The organism is Paenibacillus sp. KACC 21273, assembly GCF_028736095.1.
GTDB classification, from domain to species: domain Bacteria; phylum Bacillota; class Bacilli; order Paenibacillales; family Paenibacillaceae; genus Saccharibacillus; species Saccharibacillus kyungheensis.
Genome location: NZ_CP117876.1, coordinates 3,424,829 through 3,442,659, shown reverse-complemented (window position 1 = coordinate 3,442,659; position 17,831 = coordinate 3,424,829). Strand labels below are relative to the sequence as shown.

The following is a 17,831-nucleotide window of genomic DNA, read 5'->3' as shown; positions in this document are numbered from 1 at the left end:
CGAAGTTAGAGATGTTCCTAATTAAGGGAGGTTAATCATGAGTTCGGAGTTTATCATCGGTATGGCGGGACAGGCAGTGTATACAGTACTCAAAGTCAGCGCACCGATGCTTGTACTTGGACTTGTAGTCGGTCTATTAGTAAGTATTTTTCAGGCGACTACGCAAATTCAGGAGCAAACGCTTGCCTTTGTACCTAAAATCGTGGCTGTTATGCTTGCACTTCTGCTATTCGGTCCATGGATACTGAGTGTTTTAGTAGATTACACGTATAATATTCTCGACAATTTATACAAATATGTCGGTTAGGCTGATTGCTTATGGAGATGTTACAGCAAAGTTTTCCTGTTTTTTTGCTTGTTTTTTGTCGAATGATTGCTTTTTTTGTAGTTTCACCCGTCTTTTCATCAAAAGGAGTGCCCAATACATTTAAAATAGGCATTGCCTTTTTTATATCACTGTTAATTTATTTGATTAAAAGTACAACAGTAACTGTATCAGAAAGTCCAGAAATTTATATTCTGCTTGTGATAAGAGAAGTCATGATTGGCTTGATGCTTGGATATGTTGCGTATTTAATGTTTGCTGTTATACAAATGGCTGGTGCGTTTATTGATATTCAAACAGGTTTTGGTATTGCTAGTGTACTTGATCCGTTAACAGGTGCTTCTGCACCTTTGTTCGGTAATCTGAAATATATGATTGCGATGCTTTTATTTTTGAGTATGAATGGTCATCATTATTTAATTCAGTCTGTACTTTACAGTTATGACTGGATTCCTATCGATTCTGAAATTATGAGTAAGATGATGGACGGCTCGATGAGTGAGTTTTTGATACGAACATTTAGCAATTCGTTTTTGATTGCTTTTCAAATGGCTGCTCCGATTGTAGTAGCAATGTTTTTAACAGACGTAGGACTTGGATTTCTTGCACGTAGTGCACCGCAATTTAACATTTTTGTTATCGGTGTACCTGTAAAAATTATTCTTGGGCTCTTTATGTTAATGCTGTTAACCCCAAGCTTTGGATATCTGTTTGAACATGTTTTTGCTCAGCTCTTCCAAGCTATGCAATCGTTATTAAAAGTAGTAGGTAATAGACCACAATAAACTTCGTTTGGAAGGAGGTTGTGAATTGGCATTCAGATTACGGATCAATCTGCAATTATTTTCTGGAGAAAAAACAGAAGAAGCAACATCTCAGAAAAAGCAAGAAACTCGTAAAAAAGGTCAAGTTGCCAAAAGTATGGATATACCTGGTTCTGCTGTATTGCTAGGTGGATTATTTTCTTTGATGATGTTTAGCAGCTTTTTTATGAAACGAATTGAATGGCTATTCACAGATTCTTTTTTACATCGTTTATCGATGGATGTTACCGTTGCTAATATTATGCAGATGCTAGGTCAATATGCAATACAAATTATGTTGTTGGTATCACCTGTATTTGGAGTCGTTGTTGTACTTGGATTGGTAGCTAATTATGCACAGGTTGGATTTTTGTTAGTTGGAGAACCTATACAGCCTAAATTCAGTAAGCTTGATCCTATTAAAGGATTTAAAAATATTGCTTCTATACGCTCGGTTGTTGAGTTTTTAAAATCAATATTAAAACTTTCAGTAATAGGATATTTAGTCTATCAGACGTTATCCGGCGCTTCTCATGAATTATCCAAAACAGCATTTATGTCTGTAGAAGCGATTCTTCATTACACAGCTGGATTAACAATGAGCTTGGGAATCAAAGTAGGGGTTGCTTTAATGATACTTGCTATTTTTGATTATATGTATCAAAGATATGAGCACAATAAAGGTATACGGATGTCCAAACAAGATATTAAAGATGAATATAAAAAAGTGGAAGGGGATCCGTTGATAAAAGGGAAAATTCGCGAAAGACAACGCCGAATGGCGATGCAGCGAATGATGCAGGACGTTCCCAATGCTGACGTTATTATCACTAACCCGACTCACTTTGCAGTAGCTTTGAAATATGACAATGGTCAGATGGCTGCACCGCAAGTGATCGCAAAAGGACAAGATTACGTCGCCCTGCGAATAAGAGAACTAGCTAAACAACATGGAGTTGTCGTGATGGAGAACAAACCGCTTGCAAGAGCGTTGTTTGCTCGATCAGAAATTGGAGATTCTATTCCTGGAGATCTGTTTCAAGCGGTAGCAGAAGTTCTTGCTTATGTGTACAAGATGAAAGGCAAAACAAAGTAAACCAGGGGATCGGAGGGCTGGATAGCATTGAAAACTAAAGATTTGGTTGTGCTTGCGGGTGTCATAGGAATTGTTATGATGATGATTCTTCCGATCCCGACATGGCTACTCGATATATTGCTAATTATAAATATTTCCCTGGCAATGATTATTCTTTTAATTGCAATGAATACGAAAGAAGCATTAGAATTTTCTATTTTCCCAGCTATGTTGCTAATCACTACATTATTCCGGCTGGCTTTGAATATATCTACAACAAAATTGATTTTGGGACAAGGGGATGCGGGTTCAGTTGTTGCTACATTTGGTAGCTGGATCGCTGGTGGACAAATCGCTATTGGATTTGTAGTTTTCCTTATTCTTGTGGTTGTACAATTTATCGTTATTACCAAAGGTTCGGAACGGGTAGCAGAAGTTGGAGCCCGTTTTACACTCGATGCTATGCCTGGTAAGCAGATGAGTATTGATGCTGATTTGAACGCAGGGCTTATCAATGAACATCAAGCGAGAGAACGTCGTAGCAAAATCGAACGTGAAGCCGATTTCTACGGAGCTATGGATGGTGCGAGTAAATTTGTTAAAGGGGATGCTATTGCGAGTATTATCATCCTCTTAATTAATCTAATTGGTGGATTTATTATCGGGATGACTGTTCACGGAATGGCATTCGCTGATGCACTTTCAACGTATTCTGTTTTAACAATTGGTGATGGTCTCGTGAGCCAGATTCCAGCATTGCTTATTTCCACAGCTGCTGGTCTGATTGTAACCCGTGCTTCTTCTGAGGGTAACTTAGCAGATGATATCACTTCGCAACTATTCTCATATCCCAAATTGTTATATATCGTAGCAGGCGTAATTACACTGTTAGGTATTTTTACACCGATTCACTTTATTACAACATTCCCTCTAGCTATTCTGTTAGTATTTGCTGCTCGGAAGATGCAGTCGAATCTGGATCAAAAAGTGGTCGAAGCAGAACAGCAACAAGAAGAACAGCAGATTGAAGAAGTACGTAGTCCAGAAAGTGTTATCAATTTATTGCAGATTGATCCAATCGAATTTGAATTTGGATATGGTTTGATTCCTCTTGCAGATACGCAACAAGGCGGAGATTTATTAGACCGTATTATTATGATTCGTCGTCAATGCGCGCTAGAACTAGGTCTTGTGGTACCTGTTATCCGTATTCGGGATAATATTCAATTAAAACCGAACGAATATGTCATCAAAATTAAAGGAAATGTTGTAGGTGGTGGTGAATTACTACTAAATCACTATCTCGCTATGAGTCCTGGGTTTGATGATGATTCGATTACGGGTATAGAGACTTTAGAACCAGCTTTTGGATTGCCTGCATTATGGATAGATGAATTAACAAAAGAACGCGCTGAGTTATCAGGGTATACCGTTGTTGATCCACCTTCTGTAGTAGCTACGCATTTGACAGAATTAATCAAAAAACATTGTCACGAATTACTGGGTCGTCAAGAAACAAGAGCGCTTATTGACAACTTACGTGAGAACTATCCTGTACTTGTAGATGACTTGATTCCTTCTGTGTTAGCAGTAGGGGATGTGCAAAAAGTATTCGTTAAATTGCTAAGAGAAAAAATTTCTATTCGGGATATGGTTACAATATTCGAGACACTTGCCGATTATGGAACATATACCAAAGATCCAGATGTATTAACTGAATATGTACGTCAAGCTCTATCCCGACAAATTACGCAGCAATTTACAAGCCAGGGTGAAACACTACGTGTGATTACAGTAGGACCTAATCTGGAGAAAAAGATTGCCGAAAGTGTACAGCAATCTGAACAAGGAAGTTATCTGGCACTTGATCCGGTATCGACTCAATCGATGTATCAGAAGATGAACGAACAAGTAAATCGACTGTTACAAATGGGACAACAACCGATCGTTTTGACTTCGCCAGCTATACGCATGTATCTGCGTCAAGTGATTGAACGCACGATGCAGGATATTCCGGTTCTTTCTTACAGTGAACTTGAACCTAACGTTGAAATTCAAAGTGTCGGGGTGGTGAACTTATGAGGGTAAAACGATATATCGTTGATACAATGCCCGATGCGATGTTAAAAATTCGAACTGATCTTGGTAGCGATGCTGTAATTTTAAGTACAAAAGAGCTAAAAACCGGTGGCTTTTTAGGAATGTTTCAGAAGAAAAAGATTGAAGTGATTGCCGCAGTAGAAAAGGAGCAAGCTTCTGAACCAGTCAAAGCGCAGCCAGAAACGATTATTCCGGCTGCCTCTGCTGTACCTAAACGTGTAGTACCGGATGCTTATCGCAAATCAAGCGAAGCTTTTGCTGAATCGATGCGCCAAGCACTTGCTGGAGAACCAACCCAGTCAGCAGAAGGTAACTCGGTAGCTTCTTCAGCACCAGCTCCATCATTTAATCCATCGGTACCGGAGATTCCGCAACCAACTTTACAGCATATTCCTTTAGTACCTGAGGAAACTGTACATCGCGTCTCAGAATATAATGGGTCAGCAGATGGACTTCAACAAGAGAAGTTGTTTGAAGAATTGCGTGAAATGAAAAAAATGATGGCTGAATTGAGCCGCGAAAAAGAAATGGCAGCATTACCTGAATCATTGATCGAAATCGCAGATCGTTTAAAGAAACAAGGCATTCAACAAGAACTGCTAGATACATGGTTAAGCGAAGCGATGGGGCAATTTCCAGCGCCTGAATTAATTACTACGGTAGATGCCAAAGCAGCAATGAAATTTCAGATCGAACAGTTTACGCAATCACGCATCGGTGGAGGCATCAACACTTCTACCAAAATTGTATACGTCGCAGGTCCTACGGGAGTAGGTAAGACGACTACAATTGCAAAGTTGGCTGCTGAACAGTTATTCAAATATAAACGTAAAGTAGGTTTTATTACTTCGGATACATATCGTATCTCGGCAGTAGAGCAGCTTAGAACCTATGCTTCTATTTTGGGGGTTCCTTTAGAAGTGGTTCAATCTCCCGGAGATTTGCAGCGCTCACTACAACGTTTAGCTGAATGTGATCTGATTCTAATGGATACGGCAGGACGTAACTACCGCAACGAATTACTTGTTTCTGAATTACAAAGTTTGTTGGCTCCTTTGGAAAATAGTGAGACGTATCTAGTGTTATCGTTTACTTCCAAAACGGAAGATATGAGAACGATCACAGAACATTTCAGCAAATACCCATTGGACAAAGTGATCTTCACCAAAGCAGATGAAACAGGAAGCTATGGTGCATTATTCAATCTTCTTCAGGAATATCCATTACGACTATCGTATATGACCAATGGACAAAATGTACCTGATGATCTGTTGATGCCAAGTCCAGATTTTCTCGCTAATCTATTACTTGGAGAGATATTGCCATGATGGATCAAGCCCAATCATTAAGAAATTTGATGTCGTCTAAAACGGTGCAGCCTCCTCAAACAGAACCACGCAGTGCGAAGTTTATTACAATCACTAGCGGTAAAGGTGGAGTAGGAAAATCGAATTTCACGCTTAATTTTGCGCTTGCACTTCAGCGACTAGGGCGGAAAGTACTGGTGTTTGATGCCGATATTGGAATGGCGAATATCGATGTACTGATGGGTGTGCGATCTAAATTCAATTTATCTCATCTGCTTAGCGGAGAGAAACAGATCAACGAGATTATTGAAAAGGGAGCAGGATCATTACCTTATATTGCAGGTGGGTCCGGACTGTCTTCATTGTTCTCTTTATCTGATAAAGATTTGATCTATTTCACAGATCAGATTCAGAAAGTCGCCACAGACATGGATTACATTTTGTTTGACACTGGCGCAGGTTTGTCAAAAGAAACACTACAATTTATTATGTCAGCTGACGAATGTATAGTAGTGACTACTCCAGAACCAACTTCGATTACAGATGCTTATGCTTTGATTAAAGTGGTGCATGGTATGGAAGAAGATGTGTCTTTCAAACTAGTAGTAAACCGGGCTGAAAATGAAAAAGAAGCCGTACAAACATCAGACAAAATTAGATTGGTTACTAGCCGCTTTCTGAACTTGGAAATTCCTCTTTTGGGATTTGTAAGTGACGATTCTCATGTTAGTCAATCCGTAAAAAAACAAGTTCCTTTTTCAATTTACTCTCCAGGATGTCTTGCTTCTAAAGACATTCAACAGTTGGCTCAACGCTACATGGTTGCACCAAATGCAAGTTCAGAAGGAACCTTAACAGGAATCAAAGGATTTATGCAAAAATGGCTCAAACGGACTAAATGATTCTGTAGGGAACAGAGGTGCTGATAATGGCAACTTATAAAATATTAGTTGTTGACGATTCTCCTTTTATGAGAAAAATCATTTCAGATTTAATTGAGACAGATCCTCTGTTTCAAGTAATAGATACTGCAAATAACGGGCGTGAAGCTGCTAAAAAAGTAGTCGAACTTAAACCCGATGTTGTTACAATGGATGTAGAAATGCCAGAAATGAATGGTCTGGAAGCACTAAAAATTATAATGTCTCAGCGTCCTCTGCCGATAATTATGTTATCAGGCATTAATGAACAGGGTATGCGAGAAACAATTATGGCGTTGGAGAACGGAGCTTTTGACTTTATCCGTAAGCCTTCGGTCAGTAATTCGCAAGATATCGAAGAAGTTGGGCAACAATTACGCAGACAACTTCATACCGCTGTTCATGCACTGGAAAGAAACCGCAAACGGGCTGAACAAAAAAACATGGCGGCTGACGTTGCTCCGTCGCCATATCTGCAAGACAGTCAAGAGCTGCGCGAAGAAGGTCAACAACCTTCCACAGAGCCTCAGGCAGCACCTTCTGAGAAAAAACTATTAAAACGCGACGCTGACAAACGTCTGGATCAAGGTCGTCCAGAACGCTTTCAGGTCAAACCGGCACCACAGACTCCAAACACAAATGTACGTCCTTCACGTCCAGAAGTATCAACAGATAAAGCAGCGCAAGATAAACGTTCAGTAGCTCCTAAGCCCGCTGATACACGTCCTGTGTCCAAGCCATCTTTTGTTACTGGAACTCCGGCTAAAAAGCAACCGGAACTTCCAACTAAACCTGTGCGCGAAGAAGAACCAAAACGAACAAAACCGGTTATTACTCCGCCGGTAGCACCTGTTTTCAAAAAAGAAATCGAAAAACCAGTAGCACCTTCTTCACCACCAACGGCTACGCCTGCTTTAAATCGCCCAGCAGCCGCTGAACGTAACACAGCTCCTTGGCGTCAACTGGTAGCAGTTGGATGCTCTACCGGCGGTCCTAGGGCGCTTAAAAGCTTACTAGAAAATATTCCGGCTAACTTCCCGGCTCCGATTGTGATTGTTCAGCATATGCCGCCGAATTTTACACGATCTCTGGCACAGCGTTTGAACAGTTTAAGTCGTATTACTGTGGTTGAAGCAGAACAGGGAATGGTTCTTCAAGCAGGTACAGCTTATATTGCTCCTGGTGGCTATCATATGACAGTCACTCGTAGCCAAGGAAGTTACCGAATACAGCTTTCTCAAGAACCACCACGCAATGGACATCGCCCTTCAGTGGATACGCTTTTTGCCTCTATCCAACCTTTTACCGATCTACAGCGTCATGCTGTACTAATGACCGGTATGGGAAGCGATGGCGCAAGAGAAATGAAAAATTTATATGATAGCGGTATAAACTCTACCATCGCAGAAAACGAAGATACCTGTGTAGTGTACGGAATGCCGCGGTCGGCTGTAGAGCTCGGATGTGTGAATCATCTGCTCCCACTGCCAGAAATTGCGCCTAAACTTATACAAATCGTTAAATAGTTTACAACAAGCTATATGCTATCTTATGGAGGAGGTGTCTCACGGTGGACATGAATCAATATTTAAACATGTTTATTGATGAGTCGAACGATCATCTACAATCGTTGAATGAAAAAATGCTGGAATTGGAAAGCAGCCCGGCTGACCTTGGGATTGTCCAAGTTATTTTCCGTTCAGCACATACGCTTAAAGGTATGGCTGCAACAATGGGATTTGAAGATTTAGCGGCATTGACGCACCAAATGGAAAATGTACTTGATTTGGTACGTAATGAAAAATTAGCCATGCAAGAATTTATTTTCGATACATTATTTAAAAGTCTAGATGCTTTGGAATCCATGGTTCAAGACATTACGCAGGGTGGAGAAGGTAAAGCGGATGTAACAGCGATCGTGGAATCTCTGCAAGCGATTGTACGCGGAGAAATGACACCTGCTGCACCGGCAGCAACTGTAGCTGCTACACCAACACCGTCTGCTGTAACTGCTGATGCTGAAGTTGTGCAAGAGAGCAAAGGAATCCAATTGGATGAGTTCCAGCAATCTGTTATTGAACAATCGATGTCTGAAGGTCATCAAGCACTTTACGTTGAAGTTTTTATTCGTGAAGATTGTCAATTAAAAGCGGTTCGCGCATACATGGTATTCGATATGTTAGAGCGTTTCGGTGAAGTCATCAAATCCGAACCGTCTACACAAGATATCGAACAAGACAAATTCGATCGTAGCTTCTCTCTGTATTACATTACGCAAAAAGATCAAGATGAACTTAAAACGATGATTCTAGGCGTATCTGAGATTGAGAATGTAACGATGACACGTTTGGATGCAGAATCTTTGAAAGAAATGTCTGCTCCAGCAAATCAATCATCTCCAATTGCTGCTGAAACAGTATCTTTAGAAGCTACACCTTCGACTTCAGCTCCTGTAGTAGAAGATAAAGCAGTAGTAGCACCACCACAAGCAAAAGCAGCTGCGAAATCTCCAGTTGCTGCTCCATCTCGCACGATTCGCGTAGATATCGATCGCCTAGATGTTCTTATGAACTTATTCAGCGAATTGCTAATTGACCGTGTACGTTTAGAGCAATTGGCTAGTGAAGTGAAAGTACCTGCATTAACAGATGCTGTCGAGCATATGGGACGTGTAAGTAGTGATTTGCAAAATATCGTACTGAAATTGAGAATGGTTCCGGTAGACACAGTGTTTAACCGTTTCCCTCGTATGGTACGTGATTTGGCCAAATCATTAGACAAAAAACTAGACTTGATTATCACAGGTGCTGAAACCGAGCTAGACCGCACAGTTATCGACGAAATCGGTGATCCACTGGTGCATTTATTGCGTAACTCAGTTGACCATGGTGTTGAGCCAATTGCAGATCGTATTGCAGCAGGTAAAGACGAGACCGGTGTAGTCAAACTAAGCGCATTCCATAGTGGTAATCATGTATTTATCGAAATTGAAGATGATGGACGTGGGATTTACCGCGATAAGATTCTTCAAAGCGCAATTAAAAAAGGTGTTGTGACTCAAGAGCAATCGGTCACAATGAAAGACGAAGAAGTATACCAACTTCTTTTTGCACCAGGATTCAGTACAGCAGAAGTTATCTCTGATATTTCTGGACGCGGTGTAGGTCTAGACGTGGTTAAATCCAAAATTTCATCACTTGGTGGACATGTAACGGTATACTCCACACCAGGTAAAGGAACCAAGTTCTCTGTACAACTACCACTCACATTGTCTATTATTTCAGCAATGTTGATCCGCGTAGGTTCGGAGAAATATGCGATTCCATTAACTTCGATTGTGGAAACAGGCATTATCAAATCCAAACAGGTACGTGATTTGCATGGTAGTCAATTAATTCCTTATCGTGAAACGCATATTCCGTTACTTTCACTAAGTCGTGTATTCGAAGTTCCAGACTTTGATGAGCGTGAAGAGGAAGAAACAGAGATTGTTGTAATCCGTAAAGGTGACAAACTAGCAGCACTAGCTGTTGAGAACTTCATTGGTCAAAACGAAATCGTTCTGAAAAGCTTGGGCAAATATCTTCCAGATATTCAAGGCGTTTCAGGAGCAACGATTCTTGGAGACGGCCAAGTGGCTTTGATTATTGATCCGAATGCATTTATCAAGTGATGTAGTTTATAACAAGGAGGATTTACCATGGCAGAAGATATAAAAGTTATTGTTTTCAAACTTGCAAAAGAAGAATACGGTATTGAAGTAGATAAAGTACAAACGATTGAGCGTATGTTACCTATTACGCGTGTACCTAAAACATTTGATTTTGTAAAAGGTGTTATTAATTTACGTGGTGTGGTTATTCCAGTTATCGATCTTCGTGGTCGTTTTAACCTTCCAGAAAATGAATATAACGATCAAACACGTATTATCATCGTAGAGGTAGATACAACTCAAGTTGGATTTATTGTAGATTCAGCTAACGATGTAGTAGATCTAGATCGCGGACGTATTGAGAAACCGCCAGAAGTTGTAGGCGGAGTGAAAGCAAGATATCTTGATGGAGTTGCTAAGCTGGACGAAGAACGGCTGCTGATTATGCTTAACCTTGCTGAAGTCTTGAACCGAAGCGAAGTCAGTCAACTAGAAAATATCGAGGATTAAGCTTATGAACCTTTTTGGTAATCTTGAAGGGTTCAAAATGGATGTTCTAAAAGAAGTGGGAAATATAGGGGCAGGCAATGCAGCCACTGCCCTTTCCCAGCTTTTAGATAAACCGATTGATATGGCAGTACCGAAAGTTCAAATTCTACCTTTTGAAAAAATCGCTGATAAAGTTGGCGGACCTGAACAAATCGTTCTTGCTGTTTTCTTTCGTGTAGAAGGTGAAGCACCGGGCAATTTGTTTTTTATTCTAACTCCTGAAGCAGGTAAAGGATTGCTTCATCGTTTAGCAGGGATTGAAGCCAGCGACGAAGAATTTTTTAATGAGATGGAACAATCTGCACTTTCAGAAATTGGAAATATTTTGGCAGGTTCGTATTTATCTTCATTAGCAGACTTTACCAAACTTTCAATGACACCTACAGTGCCTGGACTCGCAATGGATATGGCAGGTGCAATTTTGAACTACGGTCTGATCCAATTCGGAGAAATGGGTGACGATGCGTTGTTGATCGATACTACATTTTTAGAAGGAAAAGAAGAAGTGGAAGGGCAGTTTTTCTTGATTCCGGACCCTGAATCTTTTGATAAAATTTTCAAATCATTAGGAGTTCCATTGACTGATGATTGAAGAGCAAAACATTGTTAAAGTGGGTATGGCGGATTTAAACGTCGTGAAAACATCCGGAATTATTCGAACGACGGGACTTGGTTCTTGTGTGGGCCTAACGCTATATGACAAAAACATTCAACTTGCAGGGATGGCTCATGTGATGCTTCCTTCATCGGATATTGCTAGAGACGGACAATTGAATATAGCAAAATACGCAGATACTGCACTTCCAGAATTAGTTCGCAAAATGACTGAGCTTGGCGCTTCACGCTCACGATTGGTTGCCAAAATGGCTGGTGGTGCTCAAATGTTTAATTTTTCTAGTGGTGGTGATCACATGCGAATTGGTCCTCGTAATGTGGAAGCATGTAAATTGTTTTTAGAAGAGTACAAAATTCCATTGTTAGCAGAGGACACTGGCGCTAATTACGGACGAACCATAGAGATGGATTGTATTTCTGGGATTTTGTTCATAAGAAGTGTACAAATGGGTAAGAAGGAATTATAGCCTATGGTAGGGAATATTAAAATTAATCTCTGGTTAGGCTTTATCGGTTTTTTGATTACTTTTTTTGCTTCTATCGAAAACAATTTATGGACCACTAGTTTATTTAGAGGGGTTTTAGGATTCGCATTATGGTTTTTCTTGGCATTCGTGTTGCGCTTTGTTTTAGGGATTCTAGCCAATCCTGCAAGCGCAACATCGAATAAGCCTTCTAGCCCTACTTCTTCGGGAAATGAATCAACTTCTGTTTCCGCAGATGATCCAAATAGAGGCAGCCAATTTGATGTAGTCACACCTGATCAAGATCAGGAATTAAGTGACTTACTAACACCGAAACCAACAGACACAGTGGAAAAGGATAGCTTTGCTCCTCTTAATCCACCCAAACTGGTTTCAACCAAGCAACAAGATCCGGAGGAAATGGCGAAGGCTGTTCGTCACCTGACACAAAAGTAAGGAGGGTGAAAGCAATTGAGCGAGCAAAAAGCAACCCATCTAAATCATTCAGAGTTGTGGGTACAGTGGAAGGAGTATGGAAACGTCGAAGCCAAGAAGAAGCTAATTGAAAACTACTATGGCACCGTTGAATATGTTTCCAGCCGCCTTGCAATTGGATTACCCAAAAATGTCTCTAAAGATGATCTGATGAGTAATGGAGTTATGGGTTTAATTGATGCAATTGAAAAGTTTGATTATAAACGTGGACTTCAATTTGAAACATATGCTTCTTGGAGAGTACGTGGTGCGATATTGGATGGTCTTCGTCAAGGAGATTGGGTTCCAAGATCGGTACGTGAGAAAGCGCGCAAAATTGAAGACGCCTATCAGCAATTGGAACAAAAATATCTACGTTCTGTATCGGATGCAGAAATTAGTAACTATTTGGATATTACAGAAAAAGACTTTCAAAATATGCTTCAAGACGTAGCGGTTATGACGATTACTTCATTGGAAGATCCTATTCGTGAAGAAGAGTCTGAAACAAGAATGTCTTTGATCGTAGATGAGAAAGCCAAAAATCCAGATCGTACTGTAAACGATTTTGTACTTAAAGAATCGCTTATGAAAGGTATTGAAAAGCTTACCGATAAAGAGAGAACGGTTGTATCACTACTTTATTATGAAGACCTATCACTCAGTGAGATTGCTGAAGTCATGTCATTATCACCATCACGAATCTCTCAACTTCATTCCAAAGCTATTCTACGATTACGTGGAGCACTGGATAAGCAAAAAGGTCTATTAATGCAAGACATGTGAGACGCCGCTACTTGTATGAAAGGGTGAATTAGGCGTGACCTCTCAATTAGCAATAGACCCGTATTTAAAAGTTATTTTTTCTGATGATAAATCTGTCGCCTATCTTGAATTTACTAAGTTTGATCAAGAATTTGAATGCACAGCCGAACAACTGGAGGGATTTTTGCGTACGCAAGGCTTGAGTAATGGAATTGATTCAATCATCTTACAACAAATTTCTAGTAATCCTGAAGCTTATACTTTGGACAAAGTGATCGTTGCTCAAGGACAAAAGCCAGTGAATGGAATAGATGGAAGAATTGAATATACCGTATCATTTGATGATGTTGGTAGAAGACCACTCGAAACTCAAGATGGTAAAGTAGACTACAAAGAATTAGTACAGCTGAACAATGTTCGTAAAGGACAAATGATCGGTAAAAAAATCGATCCTTTACCAGGGCAAGATGGAATATCTGTTACAGGAGAACCTATTCCTTACAAAGCAGGTAAAGAAGCTCGATTTAAAGTAGGTAAAAATATTGTATTAAATCCTGAACATACCGTTATATATGCTGCTTTGGATGGTATGATATCTTTAACCGAAAAAAGTAAAATTAATGTATTTCCTGTGTATGAAGTGAATGGAGATATAGATTACCATACAGGCAATATCGACTTTGTAGGAACAGTCGTTATTCGTGGTAATGTGTTATCTAATTTTCGCGTTAAAGCATCTGGAGATATTAGAATTGTTGGCGGTGTAGAAGGCGCAGAGCTAGAAGCTGGTGGTTCAATTGAAATCACAGGCGGAGTGATCGGTTATCATAAAGGTCTGGTCAAAGCAGCTGTCAATGTCAAAAGTTCATTTATCCAGGATGGAAATGTAGAAGCTGGTGAAGCGGTAATTGTTTCTCAAAGTATTATGCATTCTAACGTGCGTGCAGGTAAAAGTATTTTCTGTAATGGACCTAAAGGGTTAATTGTAGGTGGACAATTACAAGCAGGTGAAACAGTTGTTGCGCGAACCATTGGTAATACGAGCTTTACAGTAACGGATATTGAAGTAGGCGTATTGCCTGAACTACGCAATCAATTAGGTGTGTTACGCAAAGAATTAAAAACGCATGTAGAAAATTTGGAAAAAACAGAAAAAGCACTTCATTTACTCGATCAGCTTGCTTCTGCTGGACAACTAGGTTCAGACAAATTGGCTTTGCGTATTAAATTATCGGCGACTAAAAAAAGCCAACTGCGTGAACATGATGAAATCAAAGAAAGTATTTGGGAAATTGAAAGAACACTTGAAGAATCAGCAAAAGCCAAAGTTGAAGTGATTCATACGATTTTTGGCGGTTCCAAAGTTGTGATTGGTCGATATACCAAATATATTAAGGATACCTCTGAACGTGTTAGCTTCACATATGATGATGGTGATATTGTGATGGTTTCCAACCATTAATTGACCATAAGGTGGGGTGTTTGAAATGAGTATGCGAAATATTGAATTGCAAATTGCTATTCCTAGAACCAGTGAAGTGAGTAAAATTCAACAAGCGCACTTGTTGCGTCCAGCGATTGATCAGACTTTACTGGCCGAGCAAATAAATGAGCATACAGAGCGTATGCGTAACCGTAGTGGAGAAGTAAGCGAGTCGTCATCCAACTTTATTCATGATGGAGAAGCTGGAGAACATCATTATACGGCGAGCGAGCATCAATCAGACGAACACCCTACTCCTGAAGCTACGCCAGCGGAACATCCTTACAAAGGCAAGAATATCGATTTGTCTTTCTAAAAATGTAAACCACATAAAAAGTGAGTTGAATGAATTTGCCAGGATGGATATATATTGTTCTGATCGGTGCAGTCGCGATTGTATATGGATTTTTGTTACCCAAAGCTCGTAATGTGGCAGCTACCGCTCAGTCTATGGCTACTGTCGATAAAGTAGAGGATACATTGGAACATTATATGGCCGAGATCGAGAAAGAGAACGAAGAGATTATTGATCTAGTCTCCAAAATCAAACAAGAGTCTACAGCGAAGCAATTAGCGCTGCAAGAGCAGTTAACCGAAATGAGACAACGTTTGATACAGTTAGAACAAAAGCCAGATCCTGTTATAATGCAACCTGTTGCTCAGCCGATACCTCCTACGCAGAATCCTTCGTATATGCCATCACAGGGCACAGGAACGCAAGGAGATGCGTTACGAGAGTCAGCTGCGCGAATGGCGCAAGAGCATAGTGAGCCAATTGTAGAACAGCAAGCAGATACGACAGAACGTATTCAGGATCGCTATCAAGAACTGTTTGCCCTTTACAAAAATGGGAAGTCAATTGATACAATAGCCAAAACGGTAGGTTTACAACGTGGCGAAGTTCAATTGATTTTGCAGTTGGCCAAACAGGAGGATCATACGTGATTAAAAACCGTTCTTTGATGATTGGGATAGGAATAGGAATTATTATTGGTGCTGTATTGCTTCAACTTTTCAATATTGGCAAAGGACAAACGATGCTTGATGGTACACAGCTAACAGCTGAGCAGATTCGAGAAGCGGCTCAAGCTCAAAATATGCAGGTGTATGCTTCAACAGAGAAAGTCTATAGTAGCGACGAGTGGAAACAGTTGCAACAAGAAGAAAAGCAAAAAGAAGAAGCAGCCAAACAGGCGAAGGAAAAAGCGAACGGTCAGGCTACTACAAAAGAACCGACCAGTGAGCAACCGACGACGCCAGCAGATCCGACAACACCAGAGTCTAAAGAAACCAAAACGACCACTAATTCAACAACGCCTAAAGCAAGTAATCCAAGTTCTCCGGCACAACCGAATACACCAACTACTTTTAAGATTACAAGCGGAGAAATGCTTAATGATATCGCTTATAATTTAAAAACAGAAGGTGTGATCGACAGTCAAAAAGAATTTGTGAATCGTGTTTCGGAACTCAAAGCCAATACTAAATTACAGGTTGGTACTTTTACGCTAAATGCGGGTGAAGATCTGGATTCGATTATTGATAAGATTACACATGAGCCGTCTCAATAATGTGATTACTGCATTATTAAGGCGGCTTCACGTCTGAATATGATCCCATATACATAACGATCAATTTGGGTGTTGCGCAATAGCTATTTGATGTGATATATTAACTAATGGTGTTAAAACACACGCATTCTGATTTCAGGTAAAGGTGCTTTTCAGACGAAAAGTTTTACCGAAAGTTGACGTTTGCGGAGGCACACAAAAAACCAAAATAATAGGAGGTACATGGATATGGCAGTTATTTCCATGAAACAGCTTTTAGAAGCTGGCGTACACTTCGGTCACCAAACACGTCGTTGGAACCCGAAAATGGATCGTTACATTTTTACAGAAAGAAACGGAATTTACATCATTGATTTGCAAAAAACAGTGAAAAAAGTTGACGAAGCTTACAACTTTGTAAAATCCATCGCTGCTGACGGCGGTACAGTATTGTTCGTTGGTACGAAAAAACAAGCTCAAGATTCTGTTAAAGAAGAAGCTGAGCGTTCTGGTCAATTCTACATCAACCAACGTTGGTTGGGTGGAACTCTAACTAACTTTGAAACGATCAAAAAACGTATCAATCGTTTGAAAGAGTTGGAAAAATGGGAAGAAGACGGTACTTTCGAAGTTCTTCCTAAAAAAGAAGTAATCTTGCTTCGCAAAGAAAAAGATCGTCTTGAGAAATTCTTGGGCGGTATCAAAAACATGAAAGGTTTGCCTAGCGCGTTGTTCATCATCGATCCTCGTAAAGAGCGTATCGCTGTTGCAGAAGCACGTAAATTGGGTATTCCAATCGTAGGTATCGTTGATACTAACTGTGATCCAGACGAAATCGATTATGTTATTCCTGGTAATGATGACGCGATTCGCGCTGTTAAATTGTTGACTGGAAAAATGGCTGATGCTGTGGTTGAAGCTAACCAAGGCGAGCAAACTGCATAATTGTTTCTATTCATATTATCTTTAAATGAATGACAAAATAAAAAGGGTGGTTGGCAGGTGGATAACCTCTCACTGCCCTTTTTTTAAGATGATGTATAAAAAAACTAAATTTTTAATTATATGGAGGTTACAACAATGGCAGTTAATGCTAGCGCAGTAAAAGAACTTCGTGAAAAAACAGGCGCAGGAATGTTAGATTGTAAAAAAGCGCTTGAAGAAACAAATGGTGATATCTCTAAAGCAGTAGACGTACTTCGTGAAAAAGGTCTTTCTGCAGCAGCTGGTAAAGCTGGACGCGCTGCAACAGAAGGCGTAGTTGAATCTTACATCCACGCTGGCGGTCGTATCGGCGTATTGGTAGAAATCAACTGTGAAACTGACTTTGTTGGTAAAACAGACCAATTTAAAGAGTTTGCACGCGATATCGCTATGCAAATCGCAGCAGCTAGCCCATTGTATGTTCGTCGTGAAGAAGTTCCTACAGAAGCTCTTGAGAAAGAAAAAGAAATTTTGAAAGCTCAAGCATTGAACGAAGGCAAACCAGAAAAAATCGTTGAAAAAATGGTTGAAGGCCGCATCGGTAAATACTATGAAGAGTATTGCTTGATGGAGCAAACTTTCGTTAAAAACCCTGATAAAACAATCGATCAATTGTTGAATGAAAAAATCAGCACAATCGGTGAAAATATTTCAATCCGTCGCTTCGTTCGTTATGAACTAGGTGAAGGTCTTGAGAAAAAACAAGACAACTTTGTTGAAGAAGTTATGGCACAAGTAAATCAATAATCGCGACTAGCGACAAAG

The 17,831-nt window shown here is 40.1% G+C and carries 19 protein-coding genes; all 19 read left to right on the top strand.

Annotation, left to right across the window (positions count from 1 at the left end; translation table 11 throughout):
• Positions 1-37 precede the first annotated feature (37 nt).
• Positions 38-307: a flagellar biosynthesis protein FliQ gene (gene fliQ, locus PQ460_RS14955; RefSeq protein WP_069327369.1), complete on the top strand. Its 270-nt coding sequence runs from the start codon at positions 38-40 to the stop codon at positions 305-307.
• 11 nt (positions 308-318) lie between these two features.
• Positions 319-1,110 (top strand): flagellar biosynthetic protein FliR, encoded by a 792-nt coding sequence (fliR, locus tag PQ460_RS14950; protein ID WP_274170308.1) that lies wholly within the window; start codon positions 319-321, stop codon positions 1,108-1,110.
• A gap of 25 nt (positions 1,111-1,135) precedes the next feature.
• Positions 1,136-2,224 (top strand): flagellar biosynthesis protein FlhB, encoded by a 1,089-nt coding sequence (flhB, locus tag PQ460_RS14945; protein ID WP_274170307.1) that lies wholly within the window; start codon positions 1,136-1,138, stop codon positions 2,222-2,224.
• Between the two features lie 75 nt (positions 2,225-2,299).
• Positions 2,300-4,285 (top strand): flagellar biosynthesis protein FlhA, encoded by a 1,986-nt coding sequence (gene flhA, locus PQ460_RS14940; RefSeq protein ID WP_443147217.1) that lies wholly within the window; start codon positions 2,300-2,302, stop codon positions 4,283-4,285.
• Entirely contained in the window at positions 4,282-5,631 is a 1,350-nt protein-coding gene (gene flhF, locus PQ460_RS14935; RefSeq protein ID WP_274170306.1) for a flagellar biosynthesis GTPase FlhF, read from the top strand. Before flhA ends, flhF begins: the two co-directional genes overlap by 4 nt.
• Positions 5,628-6,512: a MinD/ParA family protein gene (locus PQ460_RS14930; RefSeq protein ID WP_273615784.1), complete on the top strand. Its 885-nt coding sequence runs from the start codon at positions 5,628-5,630 to the stop codon at positions 6,510-6,512. The genes flhF and PQ460_RS14930 overlap by 4 nt, the downstream gene beginning before the upstream one ends.
• 26 nt (positions 6,513-6,538) lie before the next feature.
• The gene (locus PQ460_RS14925) at positions 6,539-8,056 is read left to right on the top strand and encodes a protein-glutamate methylesterase/protein-glutamine glutaminase (RefSeq protein WP_274170305.1); all 1,518 of its coding nucleotides are present in this window, start codon (positions 6,539-6,541) and stop codon (positions 8,054-8,056) included.
• Between the two features lie 44 nt (positions 8,057-8,100).
• Positions 8,101-10,203 carry a chemotaxis protein CheA gene (locus PQ460_RS14920; protein WP_274170304.1) on the top strand — a complete coding sequence of 701 codons (2,103 nt, stop codon included), beginning with the start codon at positions 8,101-8,103 and terminating at the stop codon, positions 10,201-10,203.
• 27 nt (positions 10,204-10,230) lie between these two features.
• The gene (locus PQ460_RS14915; protein ID WP_204824557.1) at positions 10,231-10,692 is read left to right on the top strand and encodes a chemotaxis protein CheW; all 462 of its coding nucleotides are present in this window, start codon (positions 10,231-10,233) and stop codon (positions 10,690-10,692) included.
• A 4-nt stretch (positions 10,693-10,696) separates the two neighbouring features.
• The gene (locus tag PQ460_RS14910) at positions 10,697-11,323 is read left to right on the top strand and encodes a chemotaxis protein CheC (protein ID WP_273615787.1); all 627 of its coding nucleotides are present in this window, start codon (positions 10,697-10,699) and stop codon (positions 11,321-11,323) included.
• The gene (locus PQ460_RS14905; RefSeq protein WP_273615788.1) at positions 11,316-11,813 is read left to right on the top strand and encodes a chemotaxis protein CheD; all 498 of its coding nucleotides are present in this window, start codon (positions 11,316-11,318) and stop codon (positions 11,811-11,813) included. The genes PQ460_RS14910 and PQ460_RS14905 overlap by 8 nt, the downstream gene beginning before the upstream one ends.
• A gap of 3 nt (positions 11,814-11,816) precedes the next feature.
• Positions 11,817-12,266 carry a hypothetical protein gene (locus PQ460_RS14900; protein ID WP_273615789.1) on the top strand — a complete coding sequence of 150 codons (450 nt, stop codon included), beginning with the start codon at positions 11,817-11,819 and terminating at the stop codon, positions 12,264-12,266.
• 15 nt (positions 12,267-12,281) lie between these two features.
• Positions 12,282-13,070 carry a FliA/WhiG family RNA polymerase sigma factor gene (locus tag PQ460_RS14895; RefSeq protein WP_273615790.1) on the top strand — a complete coding sequence of 263 codons (789 nt, stop codon included), beginning with the start codon at positions 12,282-12,284 and terminating at the stop codon, positions 13,068-13,070.
• Between the two features lie 34 nt (positions 13,071-13,104).
• Complete coding sequence (locus tag PQ460_RS14890) at positions 13,105-14,511, top strand: flagellar assembly protein A (protein WP_273615791.1); 1,407 nt, start codon at positions 13,105-13,107, stop codon at positions 14,509-14,511.
• A gap of 25 nt (positions 14,512-14,536) precedes the next feature.
• On the top strand, positions 14,537-14,848 hold the full coding sequence (locus PQ460_RS14885) for a hypothetical protein (RefSeq protein ID WP_274170303.1): 312 nt from the start codon (positions 14,537-14,539) through the stop codon (positions 14,846-14,848).
• Positions 14,849-14,877: 29 nt separating this feature from the next.
• Positions 14,878-15,477: a DUF6115 domain-containing protein gene (locus PQ460_RS14880; protein WP_273615793.1), complete on the top strand. Its 600-nt coding sequence runs from the start codon at positions 14,878-14,880 to the stop codon at positions 15,475-15,477.
• Positions 15,474-16,103 carry an MltG/YceG/YrrL family protein gene (locus tag PQ460_RS14875; protein WP_274170302.1) on the top strand — a complete coding sequence of 210 codons (630 nt, stop codon included), beginning with the start codon at positions 15,474-15,476 and terminating at the stop codon, positions 16,101-16,103. Before PQ460_RS14880 ends, PQ460_RS14875 begins: the two co-directional genes overlap by 4 nt.
• Positions 16,104-16,331: 228 nt before the next feature.
• The gene (gene rpsB, locus PQ460_RS14870; protein ID WP_069327352.1) at positions 16,332-17,027 is read left to right on the top strand and encodes a 30S ribosomal protein S2; all 696 of its coding nucleotides are present in this window, start codon (positions 16,332-16,334) and stop codon (positions 17,025-17,027) included.
• Between the two features lie 135 nt (positions 17,028-17,162).
• Positions 17,163-17,813 (top strand): translation elongation factor Ts, encoded by a 651-nt coding sequence (gene tsf / locus PQ460_RS14865; RefSeq protein ID WP_069327351.1) that lies wholly within the window; start codon positions 17,163-17,165, stop codon positions 17,811-17,813.
• Positions 17,814-17,831: the final 18 nt, after the last annotated feature.

Coding starts and splice junctions, on each gene's coding strand:
- PQ460_RS14880 (WP_273615793.1), top strand. CDS start 14,878: ATGAATTTGCCAGGATGGATATATATTGTTCTGATCGGTGCAGTCGCG.
- PQ460_RS14925 (WP_274170305.1), top strand. CDS start 6,539: ATGGCAACTTATAAAATATTAGTTGTTGACGATTCTCCTTTTATGAGA.
- PQ460_RS14930 (WP_273615784.1), top strand. CDS start 5,628: ATGATGGATCAAGCCCAATCATTAAGAAATTTGATGTCGTCTAAAACG.
- flhA (WP_443147217.1), top strand. CDS start 2,300: ATGATGATGATTCTTCCGATCCCGACATGGCTACTCGATATATTGCTA.
- tsf (WP_069327351.1), top strand. CDS start 17,163: ATGGCAGTTAATGCTAGCGCAGTAAAAGAACTTCGTGAAAAAACAGGC.
- PQ460_RS14905 (WP_273615788.1), top strand. CDS start 11,316: ATGATTGAAGAGCAAAACATTGTTAAAGTGGGTATGGCGGATTTAAAC.
- PQ460_RS14910 (WP_273615787.1), top strand. CDS start 10,697: ATGAACCTTTTTGGTAATCTTGAAGGGTTCAAAATGGATGTTCTAAAA.
- fliQ (WP_069327369.1), top strand. CDS start 38: ATGAGTTCGGAGTTTATCATCGGTATGGCGGGACAGGCAGTGTATACA.
- PQ460_RS14900 (WP_273615789.1), top strand. CDS start 11,817: ATGGTAGGGAATATTAAAATTAATCTCTGGTTAGGCTTTATCGGTTTT.
- PQ460_RS14885 (WP_274170303.1), top strand. CDS start 14,537: ATGAGTATGCGAAATATTGAATTGCAAATTGCTATTCCTAGAACCAGT.
- flhF (WP_274170306.1), top strand. CDS start 4,282: ATGAGGGTAAAACGATATATCGTTGATACAATGCCCGATGCGATGTTA.
- rpsB (WP_069327352.1), top strand. CDS start 16,332: ATGGCAGTTATTTCCATGAAACAGCTTTTAGAAGCTGGCGTACACTTC.
- fliR (WP_274170308.1), top strand. CDS start 319: ATGGAGATGTTACAGCAAAGTTTTCCTGTTTTTTTGCTTGTTTTTTGT.
- PQ460_RS14915 (WP_204824557.1), top strand. CDS start 10,231: ATGGCAGAAGATATAAAAGTTATTGTTTTCAAACTTGCAAAAGAAGAA.